This is a genomic window from Pseudomonas fluorescens, from assembly GCF_902497995.1.
Taxonomy (GTDB): Bacteria; Pseudomonadota; Gammaproteobacteria; order Pseudomonadales; family Pseudomonadaceae; genus Aquipseudomonas; species Aquipseudomonas fluorescens_BK.
Map to the genome: position 1 here is coordinate 60,321 of NZ_CABVII010000017.1, position 13,596 is coordinate 73,916.

The 13,596-nt window shown below is 60.6% G+C and carries 9 protein-coding genes and 1 pseudogene; 4 read left to right on the forward strand and 6 right to left on the reverse strand.

What is annotated here, in order from left to right; translation table 11 throughout:
- Positions 1-90: 90 nt before the first annotated feature.
- A complete protein-coding gene (metE, locus tag F8N80_RS19875) occupies positions 91-2,415 on the reverse strand; it encodes a 5-methyltetrahydropteroyltriglutamate--homocysteine S-methyltransferase (protein ID WP_150784538.1) in 2,325 nt (774 codons plus the stop codon).
- A 120-nt stretch (positions 2,416-2,535) separates the two neighbouring features.
- On the opposite strand from metE, the gene metR reads away from it, so the two are divergent.
- Positions 2,536-3,453 (forward strand): transcriptional regulator MetR, encoded by a 918-nt coding sequence (gene metR / locus F8N80_RS19880; RefSeq protein WP_150745049.1) that lies wholly within the window; start codon positions 2,536-2,538, stop codon positions 3,451-3,453.
- Positions 3,454-3,620: 167 nt separating this feature from the next.
- Here the strand turns inward: metR and F8N80_RS19890 are convergent, their stop codons facing one another.
- Both F8N80_RS19890 and F8N80_RS19895 read right to left on the reverse strand, forming a co-directional pair.
- Positions 3,621-4,259 (reverse strand): LysE family translocator, encoded by a 639-nt coding sequence (locus F8N80_RS19890; RefSeq protein ID WP_150784539.1) that lies wholly within the window; start codon positions 4,257-4,259, stop codon positions 3,621-3,623.
- A gap of 22 nt (positions 4,260-4,281) precedes the next feature.
- Positions 4,282-4,539: pseudogene (locus F8N80_RS19895) on the reverse strand (NUDIX hydrolase); the annotation flags it as partial.
- Positions 4,540-4,697: 158 nt separating this feature from the next.
- Between F8N80_RS19895 and F8N80_RS19900 the strand changes: the two are divergent.
- From F8N80_RS19900 to F8N80_RS19910, 3 genes are read left to right on the forward strand one after another with little or no spacing between them, the layout of a single operon-like run.
- A complete protein-coding gene (locus tag F8N80_RS19900) occupies positions 4,698-7,004 on the forward strand; it encodes a putative bifunctional diguanylate cyclase/phosphodiesterase (protein ID WP_150745047.1) in 2,307 nt (768 codons plus the stop codon).
- A complete protein-coding gene (locus F8N80_RS19905) occupies positions 7,001-8,866 on the forward strand; it encodes a putative bifunctional diguanylate cyclase/phosphodiesterase (RefSeq protein WP_150745046.1) in 1,866 nt (621 codons plus the stop codon). The genes F8N80_RS19900 and F8N80_RS19905 overlap by 4 nt, the downstream gene beginning before the upstream one ends.
- Positions 8,867-8,884: 18 nt before the next feature.
- On the forward strand, positions 8,885-10,756 hold the full coding sequence (locus F8N80_RS19910) for a DAHL domain-containing protein (RefSeq protein WP_150784540.1): 1,872 nt from the start codon (positions 8,885-8,887) through the stop codon (positions 10,754-10,756).
- Here the strand turns inward: F8N80_RS19910 and F8N80_RS19915 are convergent.
- Genes F8N80_RS19915 through F8N80_RS19925 form a run of 3 tightly spaced genes read right to left on the reverse strand, consistent with a single transcriptional unit; the run spans position 10,702 to position 13,524 of the window.
- Positions 10,702-12,210, reverse strand: coding sequence for a glucosyltransferase domain-containing protein (locus tag F8N80_RS19915; protein WP_150784541.1), 1,509 nt, complete (start codon positions 12,208-12,210; stop codon positions 10,702-10,704). The two genes, F8N80_RS19910 and F8N80_RS19915, sit on opposite strands and share 55 nt — an antisense overlap.
- 1 nt (position 12,211) lies before the next feature.
- The gene (locus F8N80_RS19920) at positions 12,212-13,153 is read right to left on the reverse strand and encodes a glycosyltransferase family 2 protein (protein ID WP_150784542.1); all 942 of its coding nucleotides are present in this window, start codon (positions 13,151-13,153) and stop codon (positions 12,212-12,214) included.
- Entirely contained in the window at positions 13,150-13,524 is a 375-nt protein-coding gene (locus tag F8N80_RS19925) for a GtrA family protein (protein WP_150745042.1), read from the reverse strand. Before F8N80_RS19925 ends, F8N80_RS19920 begins: the two co-directional genes overlap by 4 nt.
- Positions 13,525-13,596: the final 72 nt, after the last annotated feature.

Below are 13,596 nucleotides of genomic sequence, written 5' to 3' on the forward strand. Positions count from 1 at the left end.
GAGGTATGCACAGTGCCTGTGGGAGTTCGCCCTCACAGGCTTTGCACTTCAACCGCCCCGCTTCGACTCTACCCGCTCCTTCCTGGTGCTTTACGCCAACCGGCTACGCAACTGCCGCGCCGCCGCCACCATGTTCACCAGCGCCGCCTCAGTCTCCGGCCACGCCCGGGTCTTCAACCCGCAATCGGGGTTGACCCACAACCGCTCGGCGGGAATGCGCGTCGCGGCTTTGCTCATCAACTTGACCATCTCGGCCGTGTCCGGCACCCGTGGCGAGTGGATGTCGTAGATGCCCGGGCCGATGTCGTTCGGGTAGTCGAAGGCTTCGAAGGCTTCGAGCAATTCCATGTCCGAGCGCGAGGTTTCGATGGTGATCACGTCGGCGTCCATGGCCGCGATGGACTGGATCACGTCGTTGAATTCGCTGTAGCACATATGGGTGTGGATCTGGGTTTCGTCACGCACACCCGAAGCGCTCAAGCGGAACGCTTCCACTGCCCAGTCGAGATATTCCTGCCATTGCGCCCGGCGCAGCGGCAGGCCTTCGCGGAACGCGGCTTCGTCGATCTGCACGATCTTGATGCCGGCGGCTTCCAGGTCCACTACCTCGTCACGCAATGCCAAGGCCAATTGCTGCGCCTGGACTTTGCGCGAGACGTCTTCGCGGGGGAACGACCACATCAGCATGGTCACCGGTCCGGTCAGCATGCCTTTCATGACCTTGTCGGTCAGGCTTTGCGCATAGGTGATCCAGTCGACGGTCATGGCGGTCGGACGGCTCAGGTCGCCATAGATGATTGCCGGTTTCACACAACGCGAACCATAGCTCTGGACCCAGCCGAAACGGGTGAAGGCATAACCATCGATCTGCTCGGCAAAGTACTCGACCATGTCGTTTCGCTCGGCTTCACCGTGCACCAATACGTCCAGCCCCAAGCGCTCCTGGACTAGCACCGCGTGGCGGATTTCGCTGTGCATCGCGTCGGTGTAATCATTGGCCGACAGCTTGCCCTGCTTGAAGGCCTGGCGTGCCAGGCGGATCGAAGCGGTTTGCGGGAACGAGCCAATGGTCGTGGTCGGGAACGCCGGCAGTTTCAGCCGGGCGCGCTGCTGCTCAATGCGCTTGGCGAACGGCGAATGGCGTTGGCTGTCTGCGGTGCCAATGGCATTGATGCGTGCTTGTACCTCGGCTTTATGGATACGCGGCGACTCGGCACGACTCGCCTGAACGGCGCGACTTTCAGCCAGCGCGGCTTGCACCTTGGGCGATTGCGGATCGTTGAGGGCATCACGCAGAACGGCGATTTCACCGCACTTCTGCACGGCAAACGCCAGCCAGCTTTTCAGTTCCGGGTCGAGTTTATCTTCGCGCTCCAGATCCACCGGACTGTGCAACAGCGAGCAGGAACTGCTGACCCACAGGTTGTCGCCAAAGCGTTCCTGGGCACATTGCAGTTGCGCCAGCACGGGCTCCAGCTCACAACGCCAGACGTTGCGCCCATTGACCAGGCCCACCGAGAGAATCTTGTAGGTCGGCAGGCGATCGAGCACGTGCAGCAGTTGGTCGGGCGCGCGCACCGCGTCGATGTGCAGGCCTTGCACCGGCAGGCCTACCGCCAGCCCGAGGTTGTCTTGCAGGCCGCTGAAGTAGGTCGCCACGAGCTTTTTCAGGGGCGAGTACTGCAGGATGTGATAAGCGCGTTCGAACGCGTTTTTCCAGGCTTGCGGCAGGTCGAGGGTCAGGATCGGTTCGTCGATCTGCACCCACTCCACGCCTTGCCCGGCGAGGCGCCCGAGGATTTCGTTGTAGACCGGCAGCAGACGCTCCAGCAGGTCGAGTTTGTCGAAGTCGTCGCCATCGCCCTTGGATTTGCCTTTGCCCAGCCACAGGTAAGTCAAAGGGCCAATGATCACCGGCTTGACGTTGTGACCGAGGGCCTTGGCCTCGTCGACTTCATCGAACAGCTGTTCCCAGCTCAGTGTGAACTGCTGGTCCGCGCTGAATTCCGGGACCAGGTAGTGGTAGTTGGTGTCGAACCACTTGGTCAGCTCCTGGGCGTATTGCGCTGTGCCATGTTCGCCGCCGCAGCAGCTCGCGGTAGCGCCACGGGCCATGGTGAACAGGGTGTCGAGGGTCGGCAGGCCGCGTTCATTCTTGGTGTTGTCGAAACGCTCGGGGATCACACCGAACGTCAGGGAATGGGTCAGCACCTGGTCGTACCAGGCAAAGTCGCCCACCGGCAGCAGGTCGATGCCAGCGTCTTTCTGCACTTGCCAGTGGCTGGCGCGCAACTGGCGGCCGACGCTGTTCAACGCGTCCTGGTCGAGATCGCCCTTCCAGTAGGCTTCAAGGGCTTTTTTCAGTTCGCGGTCAGCGCCGATGCGCGGGAAACCCAGTGTGTGTGCCAAGGCCATGTTGAAATTTCTCTCTATAAAAGATGCTGTAAAACATGGCGCTATTGTCGACAGTCAACCCAACATGAGACAAACTCAACCTTTTCGTGTTGATCACAAGTTTTCCTCATGGAGCCCCCGGTGCTTGAAATCCGTCACCTGAAGACCCTGCATGCCTTGCGCGAAGCCGATAGCCTGGTGGATGCGGCCGACCGCCTGCACCTGACCCAGTCGGCTCTGTCCCATCAGTTCAAGGAGCTGGAGGAGCGCATGGGCATGCCGCTGTTCGTGCGCAAGACCAAACCGGTGCGCTTCACCAGCGCCGGGTTGCGCCTGCTGCAACTGGCAGACGCCACCCTGCCGTTATTGCGCGGCGCCGAGCGCGACATCGCGCGGCTGGCCGGTGGCACTGCAGGGCGTTTGCACATGGCGATCGAGTGCCACAGTTGCTTCCAGTGGCTGATGCCTACCATCGATCAGTTCCGCGATGCCTGGCCGGAGGTCGAACTGGACCTGGCCTCGGGCTTCTCCTTCGCCCCGCTGCCGGCCCTGGCCCGGGGCGACCTGGACCTGGTGGTGACCTCCGATCCGCTGGAACTGGCCGGGATTACCTATGTGCCGCTGTTCACTTATGAAGCGATGCTCGCGGTGGCCAACCAGCACCCGTTGGCCGGCAAGGCTTATATCGTCCCGGAAGACTTGCTGACGGAAACGCTGATCACTTACCCGGTAGAGCGTGATCGGCTGGACATCTTCACCCGCTTCCTGGAACCGGCCGACATCGAACCGGCCCAGGTCCGCACCTCGGAACTGACGGTAATGATGATGCAACTGGTGGCCAGTGGACGCGGCGTGTGCGGCATGCCGCATTGGGCGCTGCATGAATACAGCTCACGGGGTTATGTGAAGGCCAAGCGCCTCGGTGAGAAGGGTTTGTTCGCGACCTTGTACGCGGGGATTCGTGCCGACATGCTGGATGCGCCGTATATGCGCGATTTCCTGCTGACGGCCAAGGACACGTCGTTCTCGACCCTCGATGGCGTCAGCCCCGTCCGTTAGCACACCACGAACCTTGTAGGAGCGAGGCTTGCCCGCGAAGAACGATAACGCGGTCAGTCTGAATGACGGCATCGACCCTTTCGCGGGCAAGTCGGATCGCCGCACCGCTCGCTCCTACAGGCAGTGCCCCTGGGCATGACTGGCATCCAGCCGCTCGATCCAGATGTTCAAGCCGTACGGCGTTGTTCAAGCATCAGCCGCACTGCCAGCGCCGACAGCACGCACCCCATGAAATAACGCTGCATTGCCAGCCAGCCCGGGTTGTTGACGAACCACGATGCAATGCCCGCCGCGAACAGGGCGATGAGCAGGTTGACGCTGAAGCTGACGCTGATCTGGGTCAGGCCGAGGAGGATGCTCTGGGTAAACACCGAGCCATGCTCAGGCGTGATGAACTGCGGAAACACCGACAGGTAAAACACGGCGATCTTCGGATTCAGGGCGCTGGTCAGAAAGCCCATGGTGATCAGTTTGCGCGACGAGTCCGGCGGCAATCGCTGCGCCTCGAAGGGTGAACGCGCTCCCGGTTTGACCGCCTGCCAGGCCAGCCACATCAGGTACAGCGCCCCGGCCCACTTCAGCACTTCATAGGCCATCGGCACCGCGAGGAACACCGCGGTCAAACCGGCAGCCGCCGCAAACAGGTGCACGAAGAATCCCGCGACCACGCCGAGCAACGACGTCACGCCGGCCTTGCGCCCCTGGCAGATCGAACGGGAGATCAGGTAGATCATGTTCGGCCCCGGCGTCAGCACCATCAGCAACGCGGCGGCGGCGAAGATCAGCAAATCTTGAAGAGGAATCATGACGGGTCCTTGGCATGAATGATCAGGCGATCGCGGTCAGCGAGCCTCGATAAAACGGCAGGATGAGGTCTCGTGTCAATGGCGCCAGCGTGAGATTGCCGTCGGTGACGGGATCGATCCAGCGCACCTCTTCGATCTCCGCTGCCGGGGATACGCCTGAGTCGATAGTCAGCTGAAAGAGCTCGGCCTGGACGACAAAACCCGGCTCATTGGCGGCCGGCGCAGAAAACTGCCCCAGGTAGGTGGCCTGCGCCGGGTCGATGACCAGGTCCAGCTCTTCTGATCCGGAAATGATTCGGTTCATTCAGTAGCGCGTATCTCTGGACAGGGGTCTATGCTCAGCTGACTCGGATCCATAATCTGTACGTTCGGCCAGGTGATCAGGGAAAGGATGCCCCCAATGAGCACACCCCATCATAAAGCCGCCGGTCCCGGCACATGTCGATGAATACGCTGCTGGCGCGGACCAACCGGCGGATTCTGATCGTCGACGATACTGCCTCGATTCATGCCGACTTCGCCAAGATCCTCAGCCCGCCCTCGTTCGATGACGACAGCCTGGTCAGCGCCGAAAATGCCCTGTTCGGCTCCTCTGCGGCGATTTCACCGCAAAGTTTCCTGCTCGATTCGGCGTTTCAGGGCCTCGAGGCCCTGGACAAGGTCGAGACGGCACTGGCCAACGACCTGCCCTATGCAATGGCCTTCATCGACATGCGCATGCCACCGGGCTGGGACGGGCTTGAGACCATCGAACGGCTGTGGCAGGTCGATCCCAAGCTGCAAGTGGCACTCTGCACCGCCTATTCCGACTATTCCTGGGACGACATCGACGAGCGCCTGGAGCTGGGCGATCGCTTGCTGATTCTGAAAAAACCCTTCGATGCCATCGAAATCCGCCAAATGGCGAGCGCGTTGACCGCCAAATGGCAGATGAGCGAAGACGCGGCATTGAAGATGTCACTGCTGGAGCAGGCCGTCGAGGAACGCACCCGGGAGCTGTCCGATGCCAATATCATCGTGCAGAACAGCCCGACCATTCTGTATCGGTTGCGCGGCGAGCCGTCGTTTCCGCTGATGTACATCTCCCACAACATCACCCAATACGGACACATTGCCGCGGCCCTTGTGGCCTCGGCCAACTGGGCCCGGGAACTGATCCATCCCGACGATCAATCGAAGGTCGACACCGCCATGGCCCGGGTGCTCGACCGCCATGCGGCGGGCGCTTCCATCGAGTTCAGGATGCGCACCGGCAACGGCGCCTGGCGCTGGGTGGAAAACCGCTACATTCCGGTGCGCGACAAGGAAGGCCGCTTGCTGGAAGTCGAAGGCATCATCATCGACATCACCGAGCGCAAACTGGCCGAGGAGAAAATCGCCCTGCTGGCCCGCACCGACGGGCTGACCGGGCTGGCCAACCGCGCGACGCTGATCGAGCGGCTGCACCAGGCGTTCGCTGCCGCGCGACGGGGCGCGGCCACCTTTGCCATGTTTTACCTGGACCTGGATCACTTCAAACGCATCAACGACACCCTGGGTCACCCGGTGGGCGACCTGTTGCTGCAAGAGGTGGCCCGCCGGATCAAGGCCTGCGTTCGGGAAAACGATGTGGTCGCACGCCTCGGCGGTGACGAGTTCGCGATCTTGCAACTGGACGCCAGTGACCCGACTCAATCCGCAGGGCTGGCCGCCAAGGTCCGGGATGCGCTGGTGTTGCCCTACTCCCTGGCCGGCAATGATGTGCGGGTCTCGGTCAGTATCGGCATCAGCAGTTACAGCCCGGCCAGCACCAGTGCCGACGGCCTGCTGACCCAGGCCGACATGGCGCTGTATCGTTCCAAGGAAAAGGGGCGCAACCAGTACCACTTCCACTCCGAGGAGATCAATCAGGAGGTGGTCGAACGCATGGCCATCGCCAGCGACTTGAGAGAGGCCATCGAACACGAGGAACTTGAACTGCATTACTGGCCGGAAGTGGACCTGAGCAGCGGCAGGATCCTCGGCATGGAAACGCAGGTCAGCTGGAACCACCCCGAGCGCGGGCTGCTGGAAGCTTCGGCGTTTCTGCCCGCAGCGGAAAAGACCGGCACCATCGTCGCCCTCGGCCACTGGGTGCTGGATCGTGCGTGCCGGCAAATGCGCCAGTGGCGCGACGAAGGCATGGCACCGCCGGTTATTGCAATCAAGCTGTCCCTGGCCCAGCTCAAGAGCGGTCCCGAACTGATCTATGACGTGCTGCGCACCACCGCGCGCTGGGAACTGTGCCCCTGGGACCTGCGCTTCGACGTCACCGAAGCGACGCTGGCCCAGACCAAATGGACCCACAACGATGTGTTGCCACGCCTGCGTGAGCTGGGGGTGAAGATCGCCATCGACGACTTCGGCACCGCATACTCCTCTTTCGACTACCTCAAGACCTACCAGGTCAATCACCTGAAACTCGCCCAGGCCTTCATCGACACCGCTGCCCGCGACCCGGCCAGCGCGAACACCTTGCGCGCCATCATCAACTTCGCCCGGGAGGTAGGGATCGGCATCATTGCCGAGGGCGTCGAAACCCAAGAGCAGCGCAGTTCGCTGATGGCCACCGGCTCGACGATGAACGCCCAGGGTTATTATTTCAGCAAAGCCGTCAGCAGCCAGCAGGCCGCCGAGCTGCTGAAGGCCGGCAGTATCGTGCCCGCGAACCACGACATCGGGCCGATGCTGGACAACCCGCAACGCTCCACGGAGGACAAGGGATGAAAACTCCTTTCGTGCGAACTAACCGGCGCATTCTGATCATCGACGATACGCCCTCGATTCATGAGGATTTTCGCAAGATCCTTGGCGCGCAAAGCGAAGATGAACAGACCCTGGCCGGCACGGAAGAAGCCCTGTTCGGCACGCTGGCGCGTGATCGACTGACGTTCCAGCTCGACTCGGCCTACCAGGGTTCGGAGGCCCTCGAACGGGTCCAGTGCGCACTGGCCGAAGGTCGACCTTATGCCATGGCCTTCATCGACATGCGCATGCCACCGGGCTGGGATGGCCTGGATACCATCGAACAGCTGTGGCAGGCCGACCCGCACCTGCAAATTGCGCTGTGCACCGCCTATTCCGATTACAGCTGGGAAGACATGGCGGAGCGGCTGGAATTCGGCGATCAGTTGCTGGTGCTGAAAAAACCTTTCGACAGCCTGGAAATCCGGCAGATGGCCAGTGCCCTGACCTGGAAGTGGCAGATGGCTCAGGACGCGGCAATGAAAGTCCTGAGCCTGGAGCAAACCATCGAGGCCCGGGTCCACGAACTGCTCAAGGTGTCGCATCTATTGCAGTACGACGTCCTGACCGAGCTGCCCAACAGTACCTTGCTGGGTGACCGCTTGAACCAATCACTGGCGCTGTCCCGGCGCCATGACAAACAACTGGCAGTGATGTTTCTGGGACTCGACCGCTTCAAGCGCATCAACAACGCCCTGGGTCACCCGGTCGGTGACCAGATGCTCAAACAGGTCGGGCGCAATCTGGTGGCCACGGTGCGTGAGTCCGACTCGGTGTTTCGCTACGGTTCGGACGAATTCGTAGTGATCCTCGCCGATATCCGCCACCCCCAGCAGACCAAGGGCATCGCCGAAAAACTCCTCAACGCCATCCGCGCGCCCCAGCACATCGCCGGCCACGACCTGAGCGTAACCGCCAGCATGGGCATCAGCGTTTATCCCGACGACGGCTTCGATGCCATCTCGCTGATCAAGAAAGCCGAAACCGCGATGCGCAACGTCAAGGACAGCGGCCCGGACGACTTCAGTTTTTTCATCGACGACATGAACCAGCGGGCCCGGGATGAGCAAAGCATCGAGACCGGCATTCGCCTGGCGCTGGAACGCAACGAATTTGTCCTGCATTACCAACCCAAACTGGACCTGGGCAGCGGTCAGGTGGTCGGCGCCGAGGCCTTGATCCGCTGGCATAAACCGGGGCATGGCTGCGTCTACCCGTCGGATTTCATCGGCGTGGCCGAAGACAGCGGCTTGATCGTCCCGTTGAGTAAATGGGTGCTGGCCCAGGCTTGTCGACAAGCCTGCGCATGGCAGGCGGCCGGGCTGCCGAAGCTCTGCATGTCGGTGAACGTGTCGGCCATCGACTTCCGCCATCGGGACTTTGTCGACGGCGTCGAGCAGATACTCAAGGACACCGGTCTGGAGCCGTCCTTGCTCGAGCTGGAAATCACCGAAGGCGTATTGATGCAAAACATCGATGCCACCGTCACGGCCCTGAACCGGATCAAGGCATTGGGGGTGCGATTGGCCATCGATGACTTCGGTACCGGTTATTCCAGCCTGAGTTACTTGCGGCGCTTTCCCGTCGACGTGCTGAAAATCGACCAGTCGTTCATTCGCGGCTTGAGCAGCGACAGCAACGATGCCGCGCTGGTCAGCGCCATTATCAGCCTGGGCCGCAGCCTCAAGCTGACCATCATTGCCGAAGGGGTGGAAACCCTCGAGCAGCTGGACTTCCTCAAGGCTCATCAATGCGAGGAAGGCCAGGGTTACTACTTCAGCAACGCCGTGGAGCCGGAGGCCTTCGTCCGGTATCTGGGGTCGGTGAAGCCCTGTGACCGGTGAATGGGGAGGCAAATCTTTATGAGGAAATCTCACCGCCGCAACCTGGCGCTGTTGGGCATCGTCGCCGTGATGCTGGCCTCGACGCTGCTGTTCCTGTACCTCAAATCCAACTCGAACCAGACCACGACCTACGCCGAATCCCGGGACCTGATCGGGCGGATCAAACAGTTGAATGCCCAGTGGGAAACCGAGATCCTCAAGGCCAGGATTGCCATCAGCCACAACTACGACCCGCTGGTCGCACCGCTGACCGAGATGACTCACCTGTGGCAACGGTTCGAAACGATGGCGTCCAGCCACGGCCGCGGCGACTCGCCCGCCTGGCGCGCCAGCCATGACGCCTACCAGAAAACCGTCCAGGAAAAGACCCGTCTGGTGGAGCAGTTCAAGTCGCACAACGCCGTGCTGCGCAACTCGCTGGCGTTCCTGCCCACTGCCGAGGACGACATTCAGGAACAGCTGGCGCAGTGGGAGGACGGGGACAAACTACAGCTGCAGAACATCGCCACCGACACGTACGACTTGCTGCTCAGCAGCCTGGAGTTCGCCCAGGTCACCTCCGACGACCAGGCTGCCGACATCCTGCTCGGGCTGAGCAAACTGGGGGTCAATAAAGAGCGTCTGCCTGAACAGTTCCACAGTCCGATCGATATTCTGAGCAACCACATTGCACTGATCCTGCGCGAGCAACCGGTGGTCAATCGGCTGCTTCAGAACATCGAAGCCACTCCCGTGGCCGAACGCCTGGACGACATTACCAGCCTGCTGAACACGGACCAGCAGCGGGCCGACGCGGTCAACCAGCGCTATCACTTCTACATGCTGGTGTTTTCAGTCCTGCTGGTGCTGTTGCTGGTGTACCTGGCGATTCACCTGATGCGCAGTTTCACGGTGATCCAGCGCGTCAACAAAGCCCTGCAAACCGCCAACGACGAGCTTGAATTGCGGGTGGAAGAGCGCACCCGCGAACTCAAGGACACCCAGAGCGAACTGCTCGACACCGCGCGCCAGGCCGGCATGGCCGAAATCGCCACCAACGTGTTGCACAACGTCGGCAACGTACTCAACAGCGTGAACATTTCGGCCGACCTGGTCACCCGCAAACTGCGCGCCAGCAAGTCCCAGGGTCTGGGCAAGGCCATGCAGCTGATCAACGAGCACCCAGGCGACCTCGGCACCTTTCTCACCCAGGACGAGAAAGGCAAATTGCTGCCCGGCTATCTGAATCAACTGGTGGATGCGATTGCCCTGGAACAACAAGGCATGACCGCGGAACTGGCGCAACTGAGCAAAAGTGTCGACCACATCAAGGACATTGTCACCACCCAGCAATCCTATGCCGGTGCCAACAGCCTGATGGAACCGCTGCACATCAGCGAATTGCTCGAAGATGCCCTGCGCATGAACTTCGGCGCGCTGACCCGACATCACGTCACAGTGATCAAGGAGTACGGCGCGGTGCCGCAGGTCATGGGCGACAAGCACCGGCTGCTGCTGATCCTGATCAACCTGATCAGCAACGCCAGGTACGCCATGTCAGATCTTGGCAATCGCCCGCGGCAAATGACTCTCGGGGTAAAAATAGTCGAAGACACGATCCTGCAAGTCAGCGTCAAGGACGATGGTGAAGGCATCGCCGAAGAGAACATGACGCGGATCTTTGCCCACGGATTTACCACCCGCAAGGAAGGCCACGGTTTCGGCCTGCACAGCTGCGCCCTGGCCGCCATCGAGATGAACGGCCACCTCAGCGCTCATAGTGACGGCCCGGGCAAGGGCGCGCTGTTCACCTTGCAGATCCCGCTCAAAGCCGTCCCGGGGCTCGCTCCTGCAGGTCACCAGTGCAGCACCTTGAGCGGGACTGGCTCTTTCATGACGATGAAACCGTAGGCGCCCAGCAGATAAATCCGGTAGTACTGGTTCTCCAGCAACGGTGGGTAACCCTGATACCCCACCCTGGTTGCATTGCGTCGCGCCCTCTCGGACACCACGTTGGTGATGCCCAATGTCGGCAGACTTTCGGCCAGCACCAAAAAGTCGATGTTCAGCAGGTAGTGCAACACCGGCAACTGCTTGAACGAGCCCGCAGCCCCCACCAGCCAGTGATCGGAATAGGTCACCGACAGGTAAATGCGCTTGGCCTCGCGCAGTTCTCGACGGGATGCAATGTCGTACGCCATGCTGGATACCGCACTGGAAGCGAAGACTTTCTGCACCGTCAGCACCCGACCGTAGGCATACGACAACGACAGCATCGCCAATAGGGGAATCACCAACAGCAACGGCAGCCGCTCGTGGATGTGTCGCAATGCCAGGTGGCTCAAATAGAACAACAACAGCAACAGAACCGCGAAGCCCATCAGCGTCCTGGCCCCTTCATTGAAATCGCGAAAAAACAGCGCCATCCCCGACACCAGCAGCGTCACCACCGGCACTGTCAGCAAACAGATCAGGCCGATCAGCAGGTTCTTCCCCGGGCTGTCCTGACGCGCCGCGACCTTGAACCCCAGCCGAATCGCGCCGGCCACGGCACACAGCAACAATCCGGCGGATACCCAGGTCCATCCGCCGTGGAACAGCAGCACGACTTTTTCCAGTACCCGGCCGATGTTGATATGCAGTTGCAGCAGCGGCTCCGCCGACCAATTCAGCAAGGACGTACGAGTGTGTTGAGTGAATGGATAAGCACTGACGGCGTAAATCAGGCAGCCAAGGATCGCCTGAGCCATTTTCCAGCCGAGCAGACCGCACCACTGCGGCCAGGCCAGTCTGTCATTGGCGCCTTTGAGTGCCTCGAGGCAACACAACCCGAGAAACACATTGAAGCTCACCTGGTACAGCCCCAGCGCCAGGGCAACCAGGAAGGACGGCACCAGCCACTGCCGAATGCGCGAAGGGTGACGAAAGGTGATCGCGTAGATCACCGCCACCAGGCTCAAGGTCATGGCGGGGCCGTCGTATTGATAGGACAGGTTTTGCAGGAAGAAGGGGTTGTACCACAGCGGCAACACCACCAGGCAACAGGCAAGCGTCGGCTGCGGGTAGTAATGAAATGTCAGGCGGGTCAGCGCCGCGGCCATGGCCAGCGTGGCAATCAACAGCGGCAGCGGAAATATGTTCGGCGCGCCGTTGCCGAACGTCAGCAGGTTGTAGAACAGCTCGGCAAACAATCGCCCCTGCTCCGTCCAGGCCATACCGGCCGAGAGCGAACGCCAGTTGTCGTCGATATACGGATAGTCGGCGAGAATCAGCGGCAGGACGTACACCAGGAGTGCGAGCAGAAAAAACAGCCAGACCTGACGGCCTCCAAATTCTTCGCTGACCAGTCGCTTGAACCGGTCCATGCTAAAGCCCGAGCCGGTCTTTGCCGCCGACGATGTCTTTGACCACATAGCGCGGCCGATGCTTGGCTTCGATGTAGATGCGGCCCACGTACTCGCCGAGAATGCCGATGCCGATCAGCTGTACGCCGCCGAGAAACAGGATCGCGGTCATCAACGACGGGTAACCGGGGACGCTGTTGCCGAAGAAAATCTTGTCCAGCACCATGTAGACCGCGTACAGCACCGCGAAGATCGAAATCCCGCCACCGATGTAGGTCCACAATCGCAACGGCACCGTGCTGAAGGAGGTCACGCCTTCCAGCGCCAGGTTCCACAGTTTCCAGCCATTGAACTTGCTGCTCCCCGCCACTCGCCCGGCGCGCTCGTACTCCACGACCACCGTGGTGAACCCGGCCCACGACAGCACGCCCTTCATGAACAACTGATGTTCCGGCAGTGCGCGAATCACATCGACCACCTTGCGGTCCATGAGTCGGAAATCACCGACGTTTTCTTCGATCCGGGTGTAAGCGATACGGTTGAGCACGTGATAGAACAGCGCCGCACTGAGGCGTTTCAGCATTCCGTCGGCGGTGCGATCGCGGCGCTTGGCGAGCACCACATCGGCGCCTTTTTGCCATTGTTCAATCAACCGCGGGACGACGCTGATCGGATCCTGCAGGTCTACATCCATCGGAATCACCGCATCGCCGCTGGCGTATTCCAGGCCGGCGAACAGCGCCGGCTCCTTGCCGAAATTACGCGAGAAGTTGATCAGCAATACCTGTTCATCGATTTGCGCCAGCGCCTTGATCTGCTCGACCGTGCGGTCGGAACTGCCATCGTTGATAAACACGATCTCGAACTCGACCTGTTCCAGTTGCAACTCACGCCGCACCGCTTGATAAAACAGATCGATCGCCTGTTCCTCATTGAATACCGGAACGATCAACGAGATTTTCATTGCTCACGCTCGCGAAACACCACGTATTTTGAGAACAGAAAGCCCAACACCAGGCTCAAGGCCGAAAACAGGGCCACCGTCAGCAGACCATGAAACCGCCACACGTCACCGGCATGGCCGACGCCCAGGCTCAAGGCACCCATGGTTCCCAAGAATAGAAGATAACCGCCGAACGAGGCCTTGGCGTCGAAGGTATACAGCGCGTTCATGTAAAAGGAGAAAGAGGCGGCAACGCAGAAGGCTGCCAGGTTGCTCAGGGCCTGACTGAAGTCGGCCGCCACACTCAGCAGGAAGAAGATTTGCCAGTGGATCAGCGTATTGGCGACCCCGACCACGGTGTAACTGGAAAATCCTTTCCACAAGAGCCTCATGCTGTCCCTCCCGCTTCAGGTCATAAGGCTTTGAACCTGTCTACTGTCAGAAATCACAAGCCTGATGGTCTT

Bases quoted from the DNA above. Each gene is read 5' to 3' on its own strand.
- F8N80_RS19905 (WP_150745046.1), top strand. From the start codon at position 7,001: ATGAAAACTCCTTTCGTGCGAACTAACCGGCGCATTCTGATCATCGAC.
- F8N80_RS19915 (WP_150784541.1), bottom strand. From the start codon at position 12,210: ATGGACCGGTTCAAGCGACTGGTCAGCGAAGAATTTGGAGGCCGTCAG.
- F8N80_RS19925 (WP_150745042.1), bottom strand. From the start codon at position 13,524: ATGAGGCTCTTGTGGAAAGGATTTTCCAGTTACACCGTGGTCGGGGTC.
- F8N80_RS19910 (WP_150784540.1), top strand. From the start codon at position 8,885: ATGAGGAAATCTCACCGCCGCAACCTGGCGCTGTTGGGCATCGTCGCC.
- F8N80_RS19890 (WP_150784539.1), bottom strand. From the start codon at position 4,259: ATGATTCCTCTTCAAGATTTGCTGATCTTCGCCGCCGCCGCGTTGCTG.
- F8N80_RS19900 (WP_150745047.1), top strand. From the start codon at position 4,698: ATGTCGATGAATACGCTGCTGGCGCGGACCAACCGGCGGATTCTGATC.
- metE (WP_150784538.1), bottom strand. From the start codon at position 2,415: ATGGCCTTGGCACACACACTGGGTTTCCCGCGCATCGGCGCTGACCGC.
- F8N80_RS19920 (WP_150784542.1), bottom strand. From the start codon at position 13,153: ATGAAAATCTCGTTGATCGTTCCGGTATTCAATGAGGAACAGGCGATC.